Annotated in this window: 21 protein-coding genes; 5 read left to right on the plus strand and 16 right to left on the minus strand. The window is 45.0% G+C overall.

Going from position 1 to position 25,010, the window contains the following annotated elements:
* Window positions 1-7: 7 nt before the first annotated feature.
* The 14 genes from kdpA to L6I86_RS15595 form a co-directional block, all read right to left on the minus strand.
* Window positions 8-1,678, minus strand: a complete 1,671-nt coding sequence (kdpA, locus tag L6I86_RS15535) for a potassium-transporting ATPase subunit KdpA (protein WP_236288670.1) — start codon at window positions 1,676-1,678, stop codon at window positions 8-10.
* Between the two features lie 47 nt (window positions 1,679-1,725).
* On the minus strand, window positions 1,726-1,803 hold the full coding sequence (locus L6I86_RS35910; protein WP_420851896.1) for a potassium-transporting ATPase subunit F: 78 nt from the start codon (window positions 1,801-1,803) through the stop codon (window positions 1,726-1,728).
* 762 nt (window positions 1,804-2,565) lie between these two features.
* Complete coding sequence (locus L6I86_RS15540) at window positions 2,566-4,392, minus strand: APC family permease (RefSeq protein ID WP_236288457.1); 1,827 nt, start codon at window positions 4,390-4,392, stop codon at window positions 2,566-2,568.
* 94 nt (window positions 4,393-4,486) lie between these two features.
* On the minus strand, window positions 4,487-5,281 hold the full coding sequence (locus tag L6I86_RS15545) for a response regulator transcription factor (RefSeq protein WP_236288459.1): 795 nt from the start codon (window positions 5,279-5,281) through the stop codon (window positions 4,487-4,489).
* 3 nt (window positions 5,282-5,284) lie between these two features.
* A complete protein-coding gene (locus L6I86_RS15550) occupies window positions 5,285-7,048 on the minus strand; it encodes a sensor histidine kinase (protein WP_236288461.1) in 1,764 nt (587 codons plus the stop codon).
* Window positions 7,049-7,194: 146 nt separating this feature from the next.
* Window positions 7,195-9,993, minus strand: coding sequence for a polysaccharide lyase family 8 super-sandwich domain-containing protein (locus L6I86_RS15555; protein ID WP_236288463.1), 2,799 nt, complete (start codon window positions 9,991-9,993; stop codon window positions 7,195-7,197).
* Between the two features lie 127 nt (window positions 9,994-10,120).
* Entirely contained in the window at window positions 10,121-11,917 is a 1,797-nt protein-coding gene (gene ade / locus L6I86_RS15560; RefSeq protein WP_236288465.1) for an adenine deaminase, read from the minus strand.
* 113 nt (window positions 11,918-12,030) lie between these two features.
* Window positions 12,031-12,882, minus strand: coding sequence for a DUF3473 domain-containing protein (locus L6I86_RS15565; RefSeq protein ID WP_236288467.1), 852 nt, complete (start codon window positions 12,880-12,882; stop codon window positions 12,031-12,033).
* A complete protein-coding gene (locus L6I86_RS15570) occupies window positions 12,875-13,540 on the minus strand; it encodes a class I SAM-dependent methyltransferase (RefSeq protein WP_236288469.1) in 666 nt (221 codons plus the stop codon). Before L6I86_RS15570 ends, L6I86_RS15565 begins: the two co-directional genes overlap by 8 nt.
* Window positions 13,541-13,582: 42 nt before the next feature.
* A complete protein-coding gene (locus tag L6I86_RS15575; RefSeq protein ID WP_236288471.1) occupies window positions 13,583-14,581 on the minus strand; it encodes a GNAT family N-acetyltransferase in 999 nt (332 codons plus the stop codon).
* A gap of 89 nt (window positions 14,582-14,670) precedes the next feature.
* A complete protein-coding gene (locus L6I86_RS15580) occupies window positions 14,671-15,009 on the minus strand; it encodes an EamA family transporter (protein ID WP_236288473.1) in 339 nt (112 codons plus the stop codon).
* Window positions 15,003-15,407 carry a DUF2304 domain-containing protein gene (locus L6I86_RS15585; RefSeq protein WP_056608845.1) on the minus strand — a complete coding sequence of 135 codons (405 nt, stop codon included), beginning with the start codon at window positions 15,405-15,407 and terminating at the stop codon, window positions 15,003-15,005. Before L6I86_RS15585 ends, L6I86_RS15580 begins: the two co-directional genes overlap by 7 nt.
* 2 nt (window positions 15,408-15,409) lie before the next feature.
* Window positions 15,410-16,126, minus strand: coding sequence for a glycosyltransferase family 2 protein (locus tag L6I86_RS15590; protein ID WP_236288475.1), 717 nt, complete (start codon window positions 16,124-16,126; stop codon window positions 15,410-15,412).
* Window positions 16,099-17,382 (minus strand): glycosyltransferase family 39 protein, encoded by a 1,284-nt coding sequence (locus tag L6I86_RS15595; RefSeq protein ID WP_236288477.1) that lies wholly within the window; start codon window positions 17,380-17,382, stop codon window positions 16,099-16,101. The genes L6I86_RS15590 and L6I86_RS15595 overlap by 28 nt, the downstream gene beginning before the upstream one ends.
* A gap of 426 nt (window positions 17,383-17,808) precedes the next feature.
* Between L6I86_RS15595 and L6I86_RS15600 the strand changes: the two genes are divergently transcribed.
* Window positions 17,809-18,852 carry an eCIS core domain-containing protein gene (locus tag L6I86_RS15600; RefSeq protein ID WP_236288479.1) on the plus strand — a complete coding sequence of 348 codons (1,044 nt, stop codon included), beginning with the start codon at window positions 17,809-17,811 and terminating at the stop codon, window positions 18,850-18,852.
* Between the two features lie 12 nt (window positions 18,853-18,864).
* The gene (locus L6I86_RS15605; RefSeq protein WP_236288481.1) at window positions 18,865-19,287 is read left to right on the plus strand and encodes a hypothetical protein; all 423 of its coding nucleotides are present in this window, start codon (window positions 18,865-18,867) and stop codon (window positions 19,285-19,287) included.
* Window positions 19,288-19,422: 135 nt separating this feature from the next.
* On the opposite strand, the gene L6I86_RS15610 is transcribed toward L6I86_RS15605, so the two are convergent.
* A complete protein-coding gene (locus tag L6I86_RS15610; protein ID WP_236288483.1) occupies window positions 19,423-20,649 on the minus strand; it encodes an RtcB family protein in 1,227 nt (408 codons plus the stop codon).
* A gap of 34 nt (window positions 20,650-20,683) precedes the next feature.
* The gene (locus tag L6I86_RS15615; RefSeq protein WP_236288484.1) at window positions 20,684-21,466 is read right to left on the minus strand and encodes a nucleotidyltransferase domain-containing protein; all 783 of its coding nucleotides are present in this window, start codon (window positions 21,464-21,466) and stop codon (window positions 20,684-20,686) included.
* A 220-nt stretch (window positions 21,467-21,686) separates the two neighbouring features.
* On the opposite strand from L6I86_RS15615, the gene L6I86_RS15620 reads away from it, so the two are divergent.
* The 3 genes from L6I86_RS15620 to L6I86_RS15630 all read left to right on the plus strand — a co-directional run bounded on the left by L6I86_RS15620 (window position 21,687) and on the right by L6I86_RS15630 (window position 24,947).
* Entirely contained in the window at window positions 21,687-22,997 is a 1,311-nt protein-coding gene (locus L6I86_RS15620; RefSeq protein WP_236288486.1) for a helix-turn-helix transcriptional regulator, read from the plus strand.
* Window positions 22,984-23,814: a WYL domain-containing protein gene (locus L6I86_RS15625; RefSeq protein ID WP_236288488.1), complete on the plus strand. Its 831-nt coding sequence runs from the start codon at window positions 22,984-22,986 to the stop codon at window positions 23,812-23,814. Before L6I86_RS15620 ends, L6I86_RS15625 begins: the two co-directional genes overlap by 14 nt.
* A gap of 347 nt (window positions 23,815-24,161) precedes the next feature.
* Window positions 24,162-24,947 carry a hypothetical protein gene (locus L6I86_RS15630; RefSeq protein ID WP_236288489.1) on the plus strand — a complete coding sequence of 262 codons (786 nt, stop codon included), beginning with the start codon at window positions 24,162-24,164 and terminating at the stop codon, window positions 24,945-24,947.
* The last annotated feature ends 63 nt before the right edge of the window (window positions 24,948-25,010 follow it).

Consider the following 25,010-nt stretch of genomic DNA (forward strand, 5'->3'; position numbering starts at 1 on the left):
TATCCGTTTAACGCGCCGCCAAATGTTCAGCAATCGGCCCCAGTGCCAGCGCCGGGAAGAACGTTAGAGCACCAATAACTAGAATAATCATAATCATAATCCCCATAAATAAGGGCGTATTCGTCCGAAGTGTTCCCGTCGTAACAGGTACGACTCGCTTCGTAGCAAGTGACCCCGCAATGGCCAGCATCGCGATAATCGAAATGTAACGACCAAACAACATCACCATACCAATGCCCAAGTTGTAGAAGTTCGTGTTCGCGGTCAGGCCACCGAAGGCCGATCCATTATTAGCTGCACCCGATGTAAAGGCATACAGCACCTCAGAGAGACCATGTGTGCCCTGATTAGCTATGGAATGAATAGATTCAGGGCGAATCAGGGCCCAAGCTGTCGGTGCGAGAATGATCAGCGGATGGGTAAGAATCGCGATAGCCGCTAGTTTAATCTCTTTCCCTTCAATCTTTTTCCCTAGAAACTCTGGTGTACGCCCCACCATTAACCCGCAGATAAACACGGATAAGATCAAGTAAAGCAAGCCGTTTAACAAGCCTACTCCTTTACCGCCGAACACATTGTTCAACATCATTTCTGCAAAAGGAACAATGCTTCCGAGAGGTGTAAGCGACTCATGCATATTGTTTACACTGCCTGTTGTTGCAGCTGTGGTTACGGCTGTAAATAACGCAGATTCGGAGACTCCGAATCGTACTTCTTTGCCTTCCATATTCCCATGTACGCCTAACGCATCTACTGCAGGCACACCTTTGTATTCAGCATAGAAAACCGTAGCAACCATAACGACGAAAATAATCCCCATCGCTGCAAAGATCGTCCAGCCTTGCTTCTTGTTCTTGATCATGAGTCCAAATGCGTACACCAGTGAGGTAGGTAGAAGCATCATACAAATAATGTGGATCAAGTTGGCAACAGGCGTTGGATTTTCAAAAGGATGCGCGGCATTCGTGCCGAACCAACCACCACCGTTGGTGCCGATGTGTTTAATAGATTCAAAAGAAGCAACTAAACCACGAGTAATGGTTTGCCCAGCACCTTCAATGGTTGTAGCTTGTACGGCACCCAATAGAGTTTGTGGAACACCTTGAAAAACTAGGACCAAAGCAACAATGAAGCTAAGTGGCAGGAATACGCGTATAATCGCCCTAGTTATGTCCACATAAAAATTCCCTAGATTATCTTGACGGCCAACTAAACCGCGCGTGAAAGCAACCGCAATAGCAAATCCAGTTGCTGCCGAAGTAAACATCGGGAACGTAAGCCCCACCATTTGTGACAAATAGGACATGGCATTTTCACCACTGTAAGCTTGCCAGTTCGTATTGGTAATGAAAGAAACAGCTGTATTGAAAGCGAGTGCCGGAGGCATATTAGCTATACCATCAGGGTTAAGCGGTAAGTATTTCTGAAGCCGAAACACAACGTACATAAGAAGCATCATCACAAAGTTAATTAACAGGACAGCGCCTACATACTTTTTCCACCCCATGGCTTCGTCTTCTTTAACACCCATGATGCGATAAAATACACGCTCGAAAGGACCAAAAACACGATCAAGGCCACCCTTTTCATAACTGAATACATTAACCAAGTAACTTCCCACAGGCTTTACCAAAAGCATGATAATACCCAGTGTGATAACTACTTGTAACAATCCCATACCCATAGTAGGTTCTCCCCTTGCTTACGTAATCTCATATTCTATAATTAAAATTTCTCTGGCTTCACTAAAACAAAACCAAGATATACAATGATGGCACATGCAATTAATCCAATAACGATCATAAGGTTGCCTCCTAACGTTTTTCTTGAAAAACGACTTCGTAAGCTTACGCTTATGCTTTCTCACAATATTTCGCAAATCCCCAAAAACCTATAAAAGTTACTGCAAATAATAAGATCATTGTTACATCGTTGTACACGGACACACCTCCTTCAAATCAGACAGATCCTATGTTTTTATTTGTTTTTAGAGATGATAGAAGAAACTTAACTCGCCTGCCTTGGTGGGCGCAGCTATCAGCAAAAAATCACTTTGCATGACGATCACCGCCCCCTTTCCTGAAACATTGTAACGCCGATCCGTATAAAAAGGGGGTAAAGAAACTATGGCATCGGTATAAAAAAAGTATAAAAATATGGATTCTCTTACCCACCTATCCAAGTTAAATCAAAAAAGCACCTCCCCACTCAATGACTAGTGGTTGGAGGTGCTCTTTGAATTGTAGCTCTCTCTCTTAGAAAGAGATATACGCCCCAGAATGCTCAAATAAATAAGTGCGATTGGATAGATAACTTAGTTCTTGTTCACTTGCAGTGAGCTTCGTGGGTTCATGCAACGGGTAAGTGAGGAGCATCGGATAGTCCGATTTCTCCGAACTAATACGAGGATTCCTTCATAAAAACAGTAAATAGTCCGATTCTACCGAACTATTTACCTTTTTCCCTGTGCCAGGGTTATTTAGGGCAAATTAGTTCGGTAATTTCGGACAAATTGGTGCTGGGGGGCCGGCAGTGCCCCCCCACCCGAACTATCGAGCATTCACGCTACTTTTTCAAATGATACGGCACGGTCGTCACAACCAAATTCCGCTTATAAAGCAGGAATGCCCTTATCAGCAAGCTAGATTGATTGTGGAGGATGTTATGCCAATTCTTCTTGGGTATAAACTGCGGGATGATCACGGTTACCCGGAAATTCGATTCCGAGGCTTTATGTTCCACGGTATCGATGAATTTGGTCAACGGGTGGACAATGCTTCGATAATGGGAATGCAGCGTGACTAAGCGCACATCGGGCTGCCACTTCTGCCATTTCTCCTCGAACTTTTTCTCATCGTCCCGTTCAAAAGCCACATACACCGCAATAATTTGATCGGGTGACAGCGACTTGGCATAGTTCAACGAATTCTCCACCACATGTGTGAAGCCGGCTACAGGTACAATCATGACATTCCCTTCAATCGGGAGGGCAGGTTCACAAGAAGAGAGTCGCAATTGTTCAGCGATCGCATCGTAATGCTTTTTGATTTGATGAAAAATGAACACGATGAGCGGCAGGAAAACGAGCACACTCCACACTTGTCCAAACTTGGTGATAAAGAAGATCATCATGACGATGAAGCTCATGAATGCCCCCACTAAATTAACCGTTAATTTGAGCAGCCAACCTCTCGGTTTCTCCCGAAACCATTTCACCAGCATACCTGTCTGTGCGAGCGTAAAGGGGATGAACACCCCGACAGCATAGAGCGGGATTAACTGCTCGGTCTGCCCTTTGAACACGATAATTAATAGCATAGAGGTCACCGCTAGGAAGATAATCCCGTTCGAATAGCCCAATCTGTCACCGCGCATCGTAAACATCCTAGCGATAAATTTATCCTTGGCCAGATTAACCGCGAGCAGCGGAAATGCAGAATAACCCGTATTCGCGGCGAGAACAAGTATCATCGCGGTTGTACCTTGGACGATATAATACATCAGTCCTCGGCCAAATGTCACCGTCGCAATCTGAGAAACGACCGTTTCCTTCTCACGCGGGGCAATGCCGTAGTAGTAGGCCAAATAGATGATGCCAGCGAACAAAATCGCCAATAGCAAGCCCATGGCCATTAATGTTTTGGAAGCATTGTTCGGGGCAGGCGTCTTAAAGTTCGGAATGGCATTGGATATCGCCTCTACCCCTGTTAATGCCGAGCTGCCTGAGGAGAAGGCTCTTAGCAAGATGAATAAGGAAATGCCCGCAACTGGTGTCCCCAAGGGCGTATGCAAATCAGGAGAAATTTCACCTGTAAGGATCTTAAATAAACCAATACCGATCAGGACTAACAGTGCGATCACAAACAAATACACGGGATACGCCAAGATGGAGGCTGATTCCGTGATTCCGCGCAGATTGAGGATCGTGATAAACAATACGAGTGCCAGAGCAATCGGTACGGTATAGCTGTGTAAGCTTGGAAAAGCTGACGTGATCGCATCGGTACCCGCGGATATACTAACCGCAACAGTTAAGATGTAATCGACTAATAAGGATCCGCCCGCAAACAATCCGGCGTTCATCCCGAGGTTCACCTTCGAGACCACATAGGCGCCTCCCCCATGTGGGTAAGCGAAGATGATTTGTCGATAGGACAAAATAAGGGCTACTAAGAGAAACAGAACACCGCAAGCGATAGGGACTGTATACCAGAACGCCGCTGCGCTAATCGTGATTAAGACAATTAGAATCTGCTCTGGACCATAAGCTACCGAGGAGAGTGCATCTGAAGAAAGAATAGCCAACGCTTTCTTTTTATTTAACTTCTGCTCACCTAATTCATGGGACTTCAAGGGCTGGCCTATTAACAAACGCTTCAAATCAGTCAACAATGTGCGTACACCACCTTGATGTGATAAGTTCGTTTCAGTTTGCCCTATTTCTTGAAATCCATTATAAATATTGGAAACCAAAGTTATTACGCAGCTAGCTATTTGAAATGGAAGATGAACTTTCCTCCGGATGCTCACGGTATTCTGTCGGTGTGCTCCCCACCATCTGCTTAAACACCGACATGAAGTATTTCGCATTGGGATAGCCAGACAGGCGAGATATATCTTGGATCTTCAGCTGCGAATGCCTCAGCAGGCTCTTTGCTTTCTCCATCCGGCATTGCGTCACATAGTCGGATAGGTTGATCCCTGTCTCTGTTTTGAATAACACAGAGAGGTAACGATGATTGAGATTCACCTGATCAGCCAAATATTGCAACGAGATATCCTGCTCCAAACGCTGAGCAATCAACTCTTTAATACGTCGGATGATCTGGCGTTCCTCATTCTCCAAAGGTAAGCCGCCTCCTTGCATAGACGGGCTCATCTCCAGTTCTTTCGCGGTGTTCGCGACTCCTTTGAGCTTTTGCGTAAGCTTCTGAATCACAAGCGTTAGCTCTACACGATCCACTGGCTTCAGCAGGTAGGCCGATACTTCATAGCGAATCGCTTCCACGGCGATGGCGAAATCGCTGTAACCACTTATTATGACGACGGGCATAGCGGGATTCTGCTCTTTGATTCGCTTAGTCAGCTCGATACCATTCATAACATTCATCCGAATATCAGTAATAACGACATCAGCCGTATTCGTTCGCAACCATTCCAAAGCTTCAACACCATTGGAGGCTTCGCCCACCACCTTGCAGCCCCCAATCATATCCTCCAACAACTTGCGAAAACGCAATCGCAGATTCGCTTCATCTTCGACCAGTAGAATTTGAAGCATCGTTCAGGACTCCTCTCCGTAAAGCAAAGGGATTCTAACTAGGAATTGCGACCCTTTGGTCGTCGTTTTATTCATAAACAGTCCGTAGCCTTCTCCATAAAGCAAGAATAAACGGCGATGGACATTCCGCAGAGCAAATTCTTTCTTCTTCTCCCCAAAGCGTTGCTTACTCTCCTCAACATGCTCGGCATGCATGTGCTTCTCAACTTGAATTCGGCGTGCAGCGCTCATACCTGCGCCATCATCCTCCACAACAATGAGCAGGTCTTCCCCCTCAATGCGGGTTGATATTTTCACGGTTACTGGCTGATCGGTAAGCGCGTGTTCAATCACATTTTCAACCAATGGCTGTAAAATAAGCTTCGGAATGAGCAGATACTCATGACCGATTTCTACGTGGAACTCCGTAAGCAGCAGAATTCCCAAACGCGAGGATTGGATTTCCAAATATGACTCCACGAATGAAATTTCGTCCTGCAGGATGACGTATTTGGCGTTTTTATCTACCGTATAACGAAGCAATCGCCCGAGGTTAACCACCACATGCGATACCTTATACTGCTGGGCTTGCAGTGCCATCGTGTTGATGGATTCTAACGTATTATAGATAAAGTGCGGATTAATTTGACTCTGCAGCGCATAGAATTCAGCTTCTCGTTCTCGCAGCTTGCTCTCATAGACTTCCCTCACCAACCGCTCGATCTCGGCGACCATGACATTGAAGCCCTCCGTGAGCTGCCCGATTTCATCAAAAGTCGTGACGGTTGCTCGTTCCCCGAAGTCGCCTTTTTGTACCTTTTTCATCTTCATCTGAAGATGTCGTATAGGTCTAACGAGTCTGCCGGAGGCGATACCAGCAATGAAATAGGCGACGAGTACAGCCCCCACCGAGATGAAAATCGTGAAACGAATTAGTTGGCGCGCCCCTGTTTTCATATCTGCCTGTGGGATCAGCCCCGTCACGTACATCCCTGTGTAATCGGATTGCTTCGTAGCTGTGAGATACGTCTCGCCGGCCATGGCTATTTGATTGCTTGTTGTCGCCAAATCCACCTTGCCATGCAACGGATACAGCTGACGATCTTGTCGATCCGAGACATAGATATGGCTGTTCTTGCTGAAACTCGCTGACGCGAGAATCTTCTCGAAACTTTTCTCCGACAGATCGACTTTCACGATGCCCAAATGCTTATTCGTCGTTGCTTCTCGGATGACGCGTGCAATAGAAACAACTTCTTTGGGACCTCCTAAATAGTAGAAAACTTGATGGGGTGGAATGATCACAAGCCCACTATCTGCGGCAACAGCATCCTTCATCCAAGCGTTCGCGGACAACTCCCAATTCTGTGTAAGACTGTCCTGCAGATTACTAAAGATAATGCCATCGTTGGTAAAAATCATAATCCCCTGCAGCTCATTCCGATCAATCGCAAGGGAAGTAATCATGAAATTCATTTTGGCATTCTCATCGTTTTTTACATAATTTGTCGTTGGGATGTGGGATAAATGGGCATTTAGAATATCTATGACATTCTTGTCATAGTAGGGGGCTAGGGTTAGTCTGTCCATCTCCTTTAGGTAACGGTCCAGATTAATTGTGATTTGATCGATAATTTGCCGCGTATAGGCAATCGCTTCTGCTTGTACATTATTGGAATATTGCTTGTAGGTAATCAAACCGCTTAGAAAGAAGGGAATGGTGATCAATAAGAAAAACAGATAGATAAATTTGGCCCGCAGCGATAAAAAGATCATCTTATGCCTCATAGGTTGCCCCTCATTCTGGTTCAAAATAATCAACATCGCGCTTCAATTAGTGCCATCGTATCACGGAATAAGCGGATGTGCATCACACGGATTCATCGTCTACAGCAAAAAGAAGCCCTAAGGCTTCCTTTTATACATCGATCCTCTTATGGCGTCGGCTCAAACTTCACAGCATCAGCTGTGACGTAGCCATTCGCTCCGTCTGTCCGAATCTTGACATAGCCGGTCGTACCCGCCGCAAATTCGTATGAACCCACTAGGTTCCATTGACCGCCATCCGATGTCTGATCGATGGATACTGACGTTGTTCCGCTTGCATGCACAATATCTACTGGAATAATCGTTGCCCGATTCATATGAGCTGGCCACCAAATATAGACGTTATACATGCCTGATCCTGTTAAAGTTGGTGTAAAGGTAACACTTTTGGTCCCCTGACCTGTGTTGCTGTCATGAATATAATTGGTTAGGTATTTATCCGTTGCCGTCGAAGCTGTCGTCCATGAACCTACTTTCGTCATGCCTGTTCCTGCATTATCTACAATAACCGTTGTACCCGGCGTGGTTGGAGGTGGCGTTGTTGTACCTGTAAAATCGAACTTCACTTTAAACGCTTTGCCCTTCGCACCGTTCACATTTACGGTGAACTTAATTGTTGGTGTTAATTGTGTGACTGTGATGCCTGGATCTGCTGAAATCGTGCTCGTTGCTGCTTTATTAATCTCAATCGCGATACTTCCCGTGTTCACTTTGGTTGGATCCGATACTGAAACATCCAAATCTGTTGTCGTTTCCTTCGTCATAACGGATGCTTTCTTATTGGAGGTGATACCGCTCACTGTTTTGACAGCATCGTTCCAGAAGTTCACACCAACGATGCCCAGTGTATTCTCTTTCACCGCCTGCGCATCCCCTGAATTCTCTAGAATCGTTACATTCGGATTACTCGCATAGCTCGTTACTTGAGCGCTCGTTTTATTAGGCAAAATCACATATTGATACGATTGATTCGTTGGATTCGTACCCTGATTTAGCCACATCGTCAGGTAGTTTCTCGTAATCGCTGTTGAAGGGGTGGAAGCTCTCGGATTGATTTGCTTCCAATTTCCTGTGCGTGCTTCCCTCTTCGCTTGAAGTGACGTAGCCGTTGGGAAATAGTAACCAATATCAGAACCCGTCACATTGCCTGCCAAATGAACCGTTTGGACGCTTGCTAAAGCTTGCGACCAGCCCAGTGCTGTGGATTGCGCGGCGCCATTGACCGTCAATGCGTTGCTTCCGCTGCTGTTGATCTTGCGATTTTCGACGATGGATTCGATGGGCTGACCATCCGTACTCGTAATCCCTGCGCCCAGCGCAACAATTTCATCATCGAACATGAACCATGACTTCTTCGCCGTCAACGTATTCGAAGCAACGCCTTGCTCCATCCCTGTGATGCCGTACGTATTGAATAAATCCGTTCCTCCAACCCAAGTTTTCGTACTAAATTGACTTGGCATATACGTTTGGGAAATGACCGTTGTCCCTGGCAATCTGTAATTATCAACCGTCGGCCAGAAATCATCGCTGAATTGGTCTAGATCGTTGTTGTAGAGATAAGTTGTTCCCGCACCTGAGTACCAACCTTTGCTATTTTCACTATTGATGGATTCATAGCTATTGATTCTCGTAGAGAACATACCGATTCCAAATCCGAAACCAGGGCGCAGATGAACTGCGCGATCCATTGCAGAAAACTGTTGGTATTTCACCAACTCACTTGCCGGTGTAATCGCGGAATCGTTCAAGATCCCTTTACCCAAAACAATCATATTCACAGAAGCATCTGTGGCAAATTTGTTTATGGTCGCGCTAGCATTTTCTGCTTGAAGCCAATATTTGATCATTCGCTTATAAGCAAGCGCATCGGTCGCAGGGGCAAATTGCGAAACGCGAATGATGCCTTGCATCACTTCATGTCCTTCATCGCGATCCTGCGCATAGTACCTGGATATTTCTCTGCCACGAGTCATGTCCATAATGGCGCCTTTGTAGAGTAAAGGCTGGTACGCATTATAAATCCATTGATACAAATTCGTCTGGCTTGTTGTCGTGACTGCCCATGTTGAACCATTCAGAAGATACATCAGATTAGCTAAATCGACTAAAATACTGACACCATACCCACCTGTATAAGCAAATATCGTATGCTGAATGAAGGATCCATCCTCATAAAAACCATCGCCTGACGTCACATTAGGGAAGACAGAAGTTAAGCCATCTCTCGCTGCCGCCAATTTCACACTATCCTTGGCAATGACGGCACGCAAGCCGACAGCCGTTGCTTTCCATACACGGTTAGCACCGGTTTTGTCCACTGTCGGTGCGAAGCGATCCACTGCTGCCATGTAATTGCTAATTTGCGTTGGCGTTAACAGATCATACAATAGTACCACGCAGTCGTTCAAAGCCATCGGAACGCCGATTTGCCAATCCCACCAATTCTGATAGGATGTTTTCGTCGCATAGAATTTCCACGTATTCATCCACTCCAGAGCCATGATCGTATCCGCGATCAGCGCTGTGTTGCCATAAAGCGTTGAGCCTACCGTCTGTGTGGCCAAAGCCATTTCCTTAATACGAACATAGGCCGTAGTAAGCTGGCTCGAGTCTGATGAAGATCTTAAATCGATCCAAATATAATTCGCCGCTTCGGTCGGTGTTTTATTGAGACTGTTCCAGTTCGCTTGTGCCTTAGCTGTAATCGCCGTGACTGCCGCTGCAATATCCGTGTCGGAGGTCGAGTACGAGGTTCCGCCTGTGAGCATCGTTTTCCATTTGTCACGCAGCAAATCGTACTCATCAGATGCATGGGCCTTCGGAGGCGCGAAGCTGAACAACAATGATAAGATCATCATGGCGATTACGATGGACTGGAGACCTTGCTTTCTAACTAATTCCATAACATACCCTCTTTCGCTTAATTGTAAGCGCTTAATAGAAAGCGCTTTAATATACCTAATTATATAGAAAAAAGAACATTAGAATAATGCTCTAATGTTCAGAAAAGGTTCGAATTGTATTGATTGGTTAGACGATTTCCACATCAATTAGCTTAAATTGAGTCACATCCACCAACCCGCGATTCGAAATGCGAATTTCGGGAATCACAGGCAGAGCAGTGAGGGAAAACGTCATGAACGGCGCGTTCATAGAACAGCCGATGTGCTGCCATGCTTTGTCCATCTGTGTGACTTCCTTGACAACTTCAGGCAGTGTTTTCTCTGACATCAGGCCTGCAATGGTCATCTGGACCTGAGCCAGCACTTTGCCATTCTCCACAACAATCATCCCGCCGCCAAGCTTCACAAGTTCATTCGCAGCGAACGCCATATCCGCTTCATCCATCCCCATCACAAGCAGATTGTGACTGTCATGGGCCACCGTAGAGGCCACCGCGCCAGATTTCACACCAAAGCCATGGGCAAAAGCAAGTGAGATTTGACCTGTGCCATGATGCCGCTCGATACAGGCCAGGCGAATAATGTCTTGCTCCACATCCGGCAGGATGATACCTTGTTGAATGGCGAGCTCTGCCGTCATCTTCTCGGTTCTGGCACTATTTTCGATCACGCGGATCACATTGACGTTCGTCTTCTCCTGCTCGTTAGCCGCCCTAAGCTTAAAGTCCTTCGCCGTCAGCTCCCGCTTCACGTTCATCGAATTGCGAATATGAGCCGGGTACGTAAACACAGGGAATTCGACAGCCAGCTCGCCTTGCTCCGCAATAATTTGACCATCTGTTATAACCATGGAAGGCTCCATCTTCTGCAGATCATCCATTAGTAAAATGTCTGCACATTTCCCTGGTGTGATTGATCCCACATCATGCTCCAGCTTAAAATAACGTGCCACATTGATCGTAACCATTTGAATCGCGGTGACCGGATGAACACCTTCTTCCATCGCGCGTCGTGCTACATGATTGAGATGCCCTTTCTCCACAAGCGTTTGCGGGTTCACGTCATCTGTAACGAGTGAGATATTGGACGTATTGACGCCATCCTCGGTGACAATCTTGATGACCTCTTTGACATCATGCCACGCAGAGCCTTCCCGAATCATGAGATGCATCCCCATGCGAACTTTATGCAGCCCTTGCTCGCGGGTAACGGTCTCGTGATCCGACGTAACGCCAGATGCAAGATAAGCCTGCAACATACGATCATCGTCACTCGGGAAATGTCCCGTAACGGTCTTCCCACTTTGCAGTGTAGCTTCGATTTCTCCGAACATTTTGGGGTCCCCGAACACAACACCTGGGAAGTTCATCACTTCACCTAGTCCCACCACATTGTCCCATTGAAGTCCCTCTTGAATATCAGCTACCTCTAAGGTAGCGCCGCCATCTTCCAAATCATTTGTTGCTGGCACACAGGAAGGGAAAGTCGTGAATACTTTGAGCGGCAACTGCTGTCCCTCTTCATGCATAAGTCTGACCCCTTCTGAGCCGAAAACATTCGCTATCTCATGCGGGTCCATGAAAATCCCCGTCGTCCCTTTGACAATCGCCGCTTTGGCGAATTCCGTCACGGAAAGCATCGTGCTTTCCACATGCATGTGGCCGTCCAGCAGGCCTGGCACCATGTATTTCCCTTTCGCATCGATCACGACCGTCTTGTCGCCGATCGTATGATCAGCCTTTCCTATGAAAGCAATTCGTCCCGCAGCAATCGCGACATCCATATGGGCAATAAGCTCACCAGAATGCACATTGACCAAAGTACCATTTTGAATGAGTAGATCAGCAGCTTCTTCTCCTATTGCAACTTTAGCAAGAGTGCGGCTAACGTCCGTTAATTTATTTCGATTTGAAGTATACGTCATAGGTTTCGTTCTCCTTTACTCCTACATGAGCATCCATTTCAATACATAAATGTACTCCTTAATGTATGTCTGAGCAACTTGTAACTATTTCTTCTAACGGATACCCAATAAACTCATCGTTTATACTGATTGCTCAAATGCTCCGAAATGGACGTAAAAGAGAATGCCTCCAACATGTTTGCAAGCTTAGCCTTGGTACCTTTAATATTATAGTAATGAATAAAATGCTCCTTGCTGGGAAGCTCCAGCTTATGTTCTCTTGCATCAATTTCGCGCGGATGCAGATAAACAATGGAACTCTTCCCTCGGCGATTAGCAGATTGGATGGCTTTTCTAATAATGAACTCGGGGAAAAACCTAAAGTAAAAACCGCCGGAATAACCCACATTTCTCCCAGCAACTCGCATGACAGACATCGGAACCTCGAAGAGATTAAGTTCTTTACCGTTCACTATTGGCTTATGAATCTCCGTCTTTGCTGTAGGAATCCCGTAAAGAAAAGTTTTCACTGGAAAAATACTAGCGTCATACACGAGGCCAAACTCTTCTAATACTTCAAGGTAGTGGAGGTTGCTTTCAACGATCGACCATGACGGCGCCCGATACCCGAGTACCTTCGTTCCGGTTAGATTCTCAAGAATATCAACTGATTTCTGGACATCCGCACGAAACTCTTCTCTGGTTTGCTTGTAGGCTAATTCGTGGGCATACCCATGAGAGGCGACATCATGACCTTCACGCGCGATAGCCTTCACTATATCCGGGTAATCCTCTCCAATACAGCCAAGTGTGAAAAACGTCGCTTTACATTTCGCATCGCTGCACATCTGAAGCAGGGTATCCATATGGGCTCGGAAACTAGAACCCTTCGTACGATCCGGCGTCACCTGTTCGTAATTCGCATGAAACCATTCTTCAATATCAAATGTGAGTAGATTCGTGATCTGTTTAGAAGAATTAGACATGCTTCTTACTCCCCTTGATAGCGAATGATGTGCATAACCGATCGTGCACGTTCCACTCTGCATTTCCTTTCGAAACGTAAGAGAACGGATGATAGATCTTTAAGAACTCTATATGCTCGAATCCGTGCTCTATGAGCACTTTCTTTAATTCATCCATGGCGTACATGCGATCGAATTTTTTGGTTTTCTCGAACAATCGGAGCACTTTCCTCTGCCAAGACCTGCGGTGCAAAGTTTCAATAAGCAGAGTCCCTCCCGGCTTCGTCACCCTAGCCAATTCCTTAATAACCGCCCGATACTGTTCGATCAGCTGAATAACACCAATACACAGCACGAGGTCGAACTTACCCTCATCAAAATGAAGAGCCGTTAGATCATCCGACGATGTTCGAAGTCCTCTTTCCGCGGCAAAGGCAAGGCTTCTCTCCGAAAAATCCACCCCATACACCGTGTTTGACCCAACGAGAGGTTCACTAAAGGCACCTACACCACAGCCGGCATCCAGAATCTCTTTGTCATGAAGCTCTCCGAGCCAACCTAATGTATGATTTCGCTGCAGAAAGAAACTTTCCTCATTATAGTAGTCAGAGGATTGTACGGAAGCGCCATGAACCTCTGCCCTCTTGTCAAAATACTGCTTCCAGCTAAGATTAGCCATGCTCTATTTCCCCCGATTGTCATGTCACATATTGTTGGTTGGTTACGGCATTAGATACTTTATAAGCTGCTTACCTACTGGTTCTGTCACCATGTTAGGCATTCTCTTCCAGAGTTCAATGAAGAAACGCAGCTTTTCTTTATCTGGAGGACCCTCCTCTTTATTCGTGCTGCCCATCACGACATATGTGAGTTGCTCGGCAGCAGCACCCCATTGTTCTTTGTACTTATACGTGCCTGAACCGGTTTGTGAACGACCGAGATCAAGCTGCTTTAGCCCACTTCTTATCCCGAATTTCACGGCTTCCCAGTACATAAAGTTATTGAGATATTTGTGATTATACGCCGTCAAATTCGCACCATAGGGATAATAAAGAGTGGAGTCCCCCGGACTTATTAATAGCAGCATCCCACCAGCTACCTCACCAGTCTCTGCATCTAGGACGGTTTGCAGCACCGCATGATCAGGGAAATAGTCCAAGAATCTTTGGAAAAAGCGAATATCCTGTGCGGGTGAACCCAACTGCTTCATACGCCGAACATAGACTTTATGAAAGCGTGCCAGATTCCCTTTATCATAAGAAACCTGAAACCAGTTGTTCTTGTAGACCTTCCGGATATGGTTTCGATTATTGCGAGTGGAGAGGGATAGAACCTCATCTTCATTGGCTAATGGCAGCACAAAGGTGTGGTTGATGTCGTTTACTTGCCTATGGGCTGTATCCAATTGCTTAAGCACCGGGGACAACTGCTTGCCTTCGCTCAGCATCATACCATTCTTAAATCTCAACTCGATGTAACGGAGACGGTATTTCTCCTTCAGCTGCACGATGGCATCCATAGCAAATTGCGCGGCTTCCTCATTCAGGGCACACACATCCGTATAATTGACAAAGGGGAGCGAAACGCCTACCCGCTTGAGTCCTAAGTTGCGACCACTCGCTAATGGAATTAACGCGCAGATCTGGCCACTTTGGTCAACCACAGCATGATACAAGCATTGATAGCCAAACGTCTCGAGCAGAATCTGTCTAAATGACAATGTGTGAAAAATAGTCCCCTGAGACCATGCCAATCTGTCCCAGTCTTCCTTCATGTCTTCGGTATAGGGCACACAATGGTACATGCAGACTATCCTCTCAACCATAAAATGACACCAATCATAATAAACACGCATCCCGCCCACTTCATGGCGCTAATTTGTTCATGGAAAATCATAATCGATACGAGAATCATAAAAATATATTGAATACTCGACACGAAGGTCACATAACTGAGGTCAAATTGGGACAAGCAATAAATCCAGATGAAGGCCGCCAGTGCGTAAAAGGCAAAGCCGGTTATAATCAACGGTGTCGTCATGTAACCTATCGCGATAGCCATAATTCCGCCCTCGAAATTAATAGCTCGACCACCTATTTTAAGCAAGGTACTCGCCACAACGGTCATGAGTACACTGGCAACTAGCATGATATATTTGATGATTTTTCCTCCTCATTACTTTTCTTCTCAAGTTCTTCTAGCCTTAGCTTCGTTAATCCCAGTTCTTGGGTAAGCGCTTTATTATGTAGTTTTAAACCTGAGATACTTATACTCGTATTCAGCAGGAGCAGATAGGCAGAGGCGATCAGAATGGCAAAAAATGCAGATGGCGCATAATCGATGCCCAGTAGTTTAGAGAACCACTCCATCAAATTCGTGAACATGGACATGATTAACGTAAAGATACCTATTACAAACCATACAAGTGCATATTTCTCCCGAAGTCTTCTAGCCCTTACCATCATAAATACGGTACTCATGAGTATTAAACTAAAGACGACACCCATTAATTGCACACTATACAGATGATGTTCACTCGTTAGCATCCCTACCACCTCGTCCTTGTCCTTGTAAAAGAGAATAAGATCGACATAATCACTTTGGTCATATAATAGGGACTTTGGATCGGGGTTATGGAGGAGACACCGTGTTCACGCTCTCTCATTTCAACGCCGATTTCCCCGATGCGAAGTCCATGTTTGCTAATCAAAATAATGGCGTCTGGCTCTGGGTAATCGTCTGGATAAAATTGGCTTAACAACTCTATGCTCTTGCGATTATACATCCGAAACCCTGAAGTCCCGTCGGTAATCTTCGTCTGAATTAACAAGCGAAATAAGTAATAGAACACTTTAATACCAAGGCGCCTTGTCCACGTCGTTTGGAACGATTTAATATCTAGAAACCTCGAGCCGATGACCATATCGGACCCCGTTTGCGTCATATACGCAAATAGCTTGTTCACCTCGCTGGGAAGGTGCTGACCATCGCCGTCAATTTGCACCATATACGAATAACCATTCTTCTCGGCATATTTGAAGCCAGTTTGCACCGCGCCGCCAATCCCTAAATTATAGGAGAGGTCCACAACTTTGACGCCATCTCCTGCTTGCTTGGCTATCGCAGACGTGTTGTCCTTCGAGCAATCATTAACAACGAGAATATCGTAACTAGGAAGATTCTCACGAACATCCTTGATTACTTTTAGAATATTGTTCTGCTCATTATAGGCCGGGATCACAATGAGTGCTTGTTTCTGTTCCATTGAAGCAACTTCCCCCCAAATTTGTTAATGAAGAATAGCATTATGCGGATCAATCTCTCGACACCATACCCGCAGACGATACAAATAAAGGGTAAAGCAGGCAGCTTATAGCGATACATACTATCCATGAACAACACCATACAAAATAGGAATATCGACACAATAACTAACCAAACAATCGATGTTTTTCTGAATATGTTGTTCTTTATCGCAGCGTAAGTTCCGAATAGAAATAGAAGAGATGGGACGACATCCTTGCACAATTTAATAACCCCAGCCAGACTCCGTATATCCGTCTTCCATACCCACCAGCCGATAAACGCAAGAGCCCTTCTGCCATATAACAACAGTACATGATCCCAATTATGAATAAGAAAGCTCAGGATCAAACTGCCGAAAATATCAATGCGATAATCGGGACGATAGGCATAGTCATGACCTGAAGGATTATCATAAATCCAGCCTTTGGCATATATATTGTATAAAACCAACTTCGCATTATATTGTAGAGAGGTAAGAAGTGGATTCAATTTGTGAGTAAATACAAGAAAACCAACAGCTGCGAAAACGAATAGTAAAGCGCATACAAACTTATATCTATGCCTCTTGAGGAAAGCGATTAATGGATATCGGTTAATTTGCAAGGCGATGTAAATGAAAATAAAGGCTAGTGTCAGAACTCCCGTTGGGCGGAATACCAGCATGAGGAGCGAAGAAATAAGAAATAACGCACCCATACCTTTATTGTTATTCTCAAGCGTTTTAAGAAGAAGGAAGACATTCAGCAATACGAGATTCATAAATAAACTATCTGAAAGAATGTACATCGACCAAACTGTAATATGCCAAGATGTTGCATAGAAATACGAGGCTACTATTGCGGTAATTCGGTTGAATAATCGACGAGTGATGAGGTAAACCAAGATCACACACGATGCCGTTGTTACAGCCTGTATAAAAACAACGATATATTCTTCCTTAAACACACCTATCAATATGGCGAGAATGAGGTTATAGCCCAAGTAAAGAAGATCATTCATATGTAAGCCAAGCTTGAAATCTGTTAACAGGGAGTGGGCGTAATTCAGATACCACTGCGAATCTTCCGATTTCGGGAGTCCCTTCTCTGAGTGCAGGATAAAGAAAAAGTACTCTAATTTCCTCTTTAGTGAAAGCACGACAAGTGGGAGAATATAGATCCATTCGTAATTCTTGTATCGCTGATAGATTTGATTAATTCGCTCGATAAGATACACTCTGCTAACAACTCCAAATCTGTCATCATAATTGTGATGAAATTGTAAAAAAAGTGTGATGTAAATGTGAAAACAACTAGATTTTCGACATTCTCTGATGAAATCCTGCTTCTTATGGACTATTTCACAATAAATTAATTTGAGCTAATTCATTGATAATGTTCTTGTCCCAATATATTGCTTTTAGCCCTTTTCATAAGGATATCATTTAACCAACCTCCCGATGAATGGAAAAGGCCATCCCTTAGGATTTACCTTATAGGATGGCCTTTTTGTTGTTTTCTGTGAGCAGCAACACATCGTCAATCGAATAAACGCAACTTTAGAACTGTTGTCCAATGGTAACTTTTACCTTAAAATAAATAAGGAAACGAAAGGGAATTTGTTGAAAGTTAGGTAATTTACTTAGGGCGGTGAATTGTATTCATGAGTTATCAATCACATGTGAAAAATAACCAATCGTCAGAACAACACGATAAGCAGAAACCCACTAACAGCTCAGCCAAACAAACTGGAACAGCGGATCGCATGTCCCCTTTTTCCACTTCACATATCGCACAACTACAGAGAACCATCGGGAATCGCGCCGTCGCTCAATTATTTAGATCTCAAGCTCCAACACCAACCCGATCCGAGAAGCCTATTCAGACCAAAAAGAATAACACGGGCATGCCTGATGATTTGAAATCTGGTGTAGAAAACTTATCCGGTATGTCCATGGATTCCGTTAAGGTGCATTACAATTCCGATAAACCTGCTCAGTTGCAAGCCTTAGCTTATGCACAAGGGAATGACATCCATGTAGGACCTGGTCAAGAGCAGCATTTGCCGCATGAGGCTTGGCATGTCGTCCAACAGCGTCAAGGCAGAGTAGCACCCACGCAGCAAGCTGGTGGCGTCGCCATTAATGATGATCACGGATTAGAGTCCGAAGCCGATCGTATGGGAGCGAAAGCATCTGATTTGGGCGGCGAGCGTATGCAAATGAAGAGATCGGACAACGATAGTTTAGTAAGTGGAGAAGCTTCAACCTCTTCGGATACGATTCAAAAGGTGGCTGCCACTCTATACGACGGATTGGATGCCAATGATCCAAGTACATATGATGTCGGAGGTGGACATTCCTATGCCGATCACGGGGCGCATACTACGGAAGAACAGCAACGCGAACGATTGAAAAGCGGTACCGCGCCTTCAGGTCGGGTGAGTAAAGTGCCAACGGGCAAAGCCGCTTCGAAATTCGTCTCGGACGATAAGCATAAGGCGGCCTTCACCAGTGCTTACAGCACTTTGGTGTCCAAAAACGCACCGAAACAAAAACTCGTCGGCATGGGTACCGTGATCAGTGTACCAGGTGCAGGGGTCGGTTATCTCCGCGATGGTACAGAGGTCACTTGTGATCAGGTCCAATTAGATATTCAGCCAGACAATGGCAAATTGAAAATCAATACGATGTTTCCAGTAAGCTAGGAGGTGTAGGGAATGGGTTCATCCGAACGGAATACATTGCGTCAGCTCTTGGATGAGCTGACTATAGCATTAACTGCCGACGGTTCGCAGCAAGTTAATAGGCAAGCTTTGGCGGAGCACATTGCGGAGAACGAGCTTGATGAAGCAGGGGCTGCTCCTTCTTGGCTTATGGATCTCCTCACCGCGGTGAACGATCGCAAGGTCACAGGTCATTGGGTTGATTTCAAGCGGGGGTCAGGCGATGACACGAATGTTTTCGATTTCATCCGACACCTGCATGAGGTGCTCCCTATTAAGTATGAGAACAATGAGGAGAGCTGGTTGTTAACCTTTCCGCGACTACAACTGGAAGCTTGCATTTCGTTAGAAGGTTCTTGCTATAAGGTAAGCGGCATTGGCGATACGTGGGAATTAGAGGATGCGTTGAATGAGTAAAGGCAGTCCCCGAAGTAGAATTCTACTTCGGGGACTGCCTTTATTGGTTAGTGAGAGTCGGATTCGTCCCATTCTATATTGCTATAGTGATTTTTTTCATCACTAACAGCATGGATTATTCACCTGTTTCCTCTCCTAATCCTTATACGGATCGAACTCATCCGCCCCTGCCATACAAACACCGATTGGCTTCAACACGTGCAGAACCTCAATTGTCTCCTCGTGCGCGCCCAGCACATCTTCCAGCTTCCGATAGACAAAAGGACTTTCGTCCGTTCCAGCCCCACGAAGCTCCACACCATAATCCTTGACCGCATTCATCATGCGATCTGGCGAAATTTGACCGCCGCTTCGGGTGCGGTTTCTCCAGTTCATTTTGCCTGCCGCTTGCGTCCGACTCATCACCCTGCCGGCGCCATGCACCGTGCTATAATAAGCATCCCGATTCTCATCGGTATCTTTCCCTCTAACGATCACGGAGATATCGCACATGCTCCCCCCGATGAAGCCAAGTTGCCCCGGCGCAGAAGGCGTAGCCCCTTTACGGACCACTATCGTCTCTTGACCATCATGCTCCTCTTTCCACGCAAAATTATGATGATTATGCACCGCGAAATCTGCTTCTGCTCCTAAAATGGCCAACACTTGCTCCATCACATAGTCTCGCCCCGCATAAGCATACCGCCCTGCCAGCTTCATGGCTTTGTAATACATGTCTCCCAATTCGCTCGACAAATCCAAAAGAATCGGCGGTTGATCCATCTTTTCACCTGGTGCGTTGCCCAGAAAGTCGCGGCCAGCCGTCAGATTAATGAATCCGCTCGCTGTCTTATGACCGAACCCGCGGCTGCCAAAATGATTCGCTACCCACACTCGCCCCGTGCTCATTTCCTCAAACACATCCACAAAATGATTCCCGCTACCTACGGTTCCAAGCTGATCACGAGCAAGTGCCTTTAACTTGTCGTGCTCTTGTTTACCAATTGCTTTATATACATCCCAATCCGGGTCATCGAACAAATCATGATCAACCTTTTCATTATTCACACGCCCGATCCCGAAGGAAATTTTACGTGAGATTTGATCCATCATGCCTGCCATGCGAGACTTGATATCAGCAGCCATTAGATTCGTTCTTACGGCTTTATTCCCGCAAGCGATATCATAACCTACGCCTGATGGCGATAATTGACCATTGTATACAACAACCCCGCCGATCGGCTGGCTATACCCTTTATGATGATCAGCCATAAGAAGCGTCTGAACGACTCTTCCTGTTTCTGAACATGTTTTCGCTTGTGACAAAGCACCTTCATCGGGCTGCCCCCAGACGCGTACGCCGTTAATATTTTGATAAGCCATGTTGTTCAGCTCCTGTACCTTAAAATTGTAAACCTTATCCCCATGCTTCTTTCAATGCCTTACGAAATAACTCATCTAACTGCCAATCCTGACCACCCTCACCAACCTGCATCGTGGATGCGATTTGATCATAGTAGGCGATTCTCGTCTCTAAAAACTCATTGATCGGATTGATTCTTGGCTCATAATCCATCTCGTCGCCTGCTATTTTACGAGCGAACAGCTCTTGAATAGCCGCCTTCAGCTGACTCCCCGCTGGCACTAAGCTATCCACAAGTTCCTGAAACTCAATAGGCGGCATCGTGTTATTTCGTTCAATCCATTCACAGGCCAAGATCGGGCGTAGGACATAGAAATACTTTTTGATTTTGACATGATCACCCTGCAAGTATTCCCGATAATTCCCCTTGGCCATGTGTAGGTAGTGGTGCATACAAGATTTTGGCGAAAACGTGAGTGGCGAAATACGACGGATTTGATCAGCTATCGTGAAATTCTCCATATACAGTATGGGAGACTGTAACCACTCTAGTAAAGGCGGATTCGATTTACGAAACAAATTCAAAGCTTTCTTCAAGTCCCAGCCATTGATATCCAACATATCGCTGATCGGTCGCTCGATGACATCCCGTTTTTCATAAATCGAAAGATACCACTCCACTGGCCTGATATATATAAATCTTACGTCATAATCGCTATCCTTGGAGGGGAAGCCCCATGCTCGACTGCCTGATTCACAGGCATACAAGATGCGGACGCCCTCTTCCTTCTCGATCCGTTTCAATTCTTCTAGGATTTGTTGATGAACATCGGACATATGGTTCTTCCTCCTTTGGTACATGTATGTATTCAACCATTGAATGTTAATTCCTTCCAAATTTTAGAGATATCGTGTCGGCCTTATGTACCTATCTTCGCTCATTTTCATCCCGTCGAACATGGCGAAAGTATTACGATGACAGAGAAAGTTTACCATTTCGCCCAATTACATCCCCTGTTACAATGGAAATAAGATGTAGATTGAACGGAGGAGTATCGTGGCTAAGGAAAGCTTTGATAAAGAAATCCAGTTTCTGCGCATGCTCGTGCTGACGAGTGGTGCCTACAACAGACAGCAGTTCTCAGAGAGGCTGGGCATTTCTATCCATACTTTTGACAAGACGATCCGACGGTTAAAAGAAATCGTGAGCTCCACGTACCAGCACTTACCTCAGGAGGAGCGCAAGGAATTCGCTGAAACGATTCGCTTCAGCTATTACGAGTCCACCGATCCGATGCTGCTCTTCTTATTTCGGGCCAAATCCCTAAAGGAGTCTGAATCTCAGAGAATCACGTTGCTTTTAGCCGCGATGAACGAACAAGCTTTGACAGCCATGGAACTGTTAGACATCTGTTGCACCAGTCAATCTTCCGATCTATCCTTGCCCGATGAGAAGACGATTCGTTCTGATCTTAAGTATCTGGAAGAAGTTGGTGTCATTTCAAGGCAAGCAGGTGCTCGTCCCTATCGCTACCGCATCCAAAACGATTTGATCCACGGATTATCGAACGAGGAGCTTTATGATCTCTATGATTTCGTAGATGTCATGGCGAACACGCAGGTCCCTTCTGTTCAAGGCTATTTGCTGCGCGATGGATTGAAAAAACATATTACTCGCCAACAAGCAGAAAAGCAGGCCATTGAACCTTTTTTGTATAAGTATCACTATTATTCCCGAATCTTAGATGAAGCGCATTTGTTCACCATCCTGAGCGCAATCCGTAGCCGACGTAAGGTTCGTTTCTTATATTTTTCACCAAAGTCCGAAAAAAGCTACGCCTCCAAGAACACCAACCCTCTATTCGAGAGGGATACGAATGGAAAAGTGGAGAAAACGCTCCCCTTGAAGGTCGTCTACGATCATCAATACGGGCGTTGGTATCTACTCTCAAATAGCAGAGAAGGTGTTCGGAAATACCGTTTGGAAGGGATCACGCAAATCGAAGAAGATGAATCCGTTGACGAAGATGTCTTTGAAAACAGGATCAACGAGCTTCATGCGAAAATTCAGTATAGCTGGCTGATAGACACGGGGCAACCCGTGACGGTTCGTGCTCGATTTTACAATCCAGAAGGTTCTGCGCCTAACTTTGTTAGGGAGCGTGTAATGCTGCAAGGTCAATGGGGACAAATCGTGCAGGAGGATGAGCATTCTTTTATCTATGAGATCCTGATTAACGGGACGACAGAAATTAAGCCTTGGCTGCGCAGTTTCGGGTCTAGCTGTGAAATACTTGAGCCGGTTCAGCTCCGCAGGGAAATGATCGCCGAATGGAAGGAGATTCAGGCCTATTATGAATCTGTTTGAGAAGATTTTTAATTACCAAATTATTTCCCGGCTAGAAGACTCAGGTACGTTCATGGTCACTTCGCACGAAAGGGCGTGGCTCAAAACGATGCTCGGGCATCCTGCGGCAGATGAGGCTTTCACTCCTGATACGTTGAGTAAGCTGCGTGCTATCCTGGGGCAAGATCGGGTCATGGACACCTCAGACCATCTCATTGAAAAAGCCCGCAGTAGGGAGAAACAGGTCTACCACCCGCTCCTGCGAACTTTACGTAGGCTTATTACGGAGAGAAGCGGAATACGTATAACCTATGAGATCAAAAGAGGACGCATGCATGCAGACCAATCCGGGGTGCCCTATAAATTAGAATATTCCATGGTCAAAAGGGAATGGTACCTGCTTTGGTATGATTTTCGGCATCACACAATCATGCGTACTAAATTAGATAAGATAATAAGTGTCACTGCTGAGGCATTGAAAACAGAGGATGCAAATAGCATTCTGATGAAGAGTAAAAAAGCTCTAGACGCGCGGAAAGGCGAAGCCGTCCTTGAAGTCGTTCGTGATTACAATAGAGAGCTGTCGCGAATTCTATATGCCCTTTCCAGTTTTGAAAAAGATGTTGCATATGATACAGAGAAAGATATCTATAGAGTCAGGGTAACTATTCTTGGCGACGAAACGGAGTATCTTCTCTCCAAGATCCGTTTTCTCGGAAAGCGTGTTCGTGTTATTGAGGGGGATTTTTTGAAAAGACGTATGTTGGAGTCGGCGACGAAAGCTTTGGCCCGGTATGGCGTAAATTCGCTCGATGATAAAAAGGAGGGAGCTATATAAAACCTACGGATGAATGGGATAACGGTAATACAAACAAAATCGGAAGAAACAAGTCGCATATTTGGATTGCGATTGCGGGAGCCGTGTTTATTGTTTCAGGAGGGCTATTCCTGATGTGGCTCTCTATTGAACATTTTTTAACACAGATTTGTGAGATTACTCATTGTTAGTTCAAGCATTAGGAACATAAGAAAATATATAATTTAAAAACAAACACCAGTAAACACGAACATAAAGTGTTAGACTGGTGTTTGTTTTTTCACTATACACCTCAATTTGAGGATTTGTCCTATATCAAAATATGAAACTGCACATATATTATTGTACTGCAAAGGAGGTGCAAGTCAATGTCAGTAAATAATAAGAATGATATTTTAGTAAGGATTCAAAAACAACTGATTGCTATTAACAATGCTGTTCTTCTCAATAGAAAGAAAATAATTGAATTTAGAAAGACTTGCAAAAAAGATGAAAAAGTTATCTTATTACAGATTAGAAAACAACTGAGGGCCATCAATAGAATAGTTCTCATTAATCAGCACACGATTGGAACTAAACTAGTTCTCTCAGGCAAACAATTTGATAAAGATTCCTTGAAAAGAATACAAAAACAACTTAAAGCAATCAACCGAAATGTTCTTATTAATCAAAAGATGATTGAGCATCTCTTAGCGTGCAAAAAATACAATGATGAGATTAAAAAGAGTTTGAGAAAGATCAATAAACAACTTAAAACAATCAGCAAGAACGTTCTACTTAGTGAACGTATTGTTGATAATTTAATTCAGCCACCAATTACCTCATGCCCTCCGGGTCATACTTGTGTTTCTGTACGATTAATCGATGGGTTAGGTCTAGACTTAGATGTTGATCCCAGTGACCCAAGTATTAAAATCACTGTGAGAGTGTTCGGGGCACCTGTTCTATCTGGAACGATAAGTTTGAGGAATCCAACATTTAGCTTAGGCGGAGAATTTGGTCTTTTCGTTTTAGAATTGACTTTCAGAGGGGAATTTGGAGACCTTGCTCATGGTCATTTTAGACTTATCTTGGGTGGTAGAGCATGCATTGGACCACCAATTGACGTTTTACGTACCTGTACCAATTTCAACCAAATTATTTTTGATAGATAATCCACAATTTTTAGATCGAAACATTGCAAAAGCTTCCAAAGCCACAGTACGTGTGGTTTTGGA

The sequence above is a fragment of the Paenibacillus allorhizoplanae genome (assembly GCF_927798215.1).
Classification (GTDB): domain Bacteria; phylum Bacillota; class Bacilli; order Paenibacillales; family NBRC-103111; genus Paenibacillus_E; species Paenibacillus_E allorhizoplanae.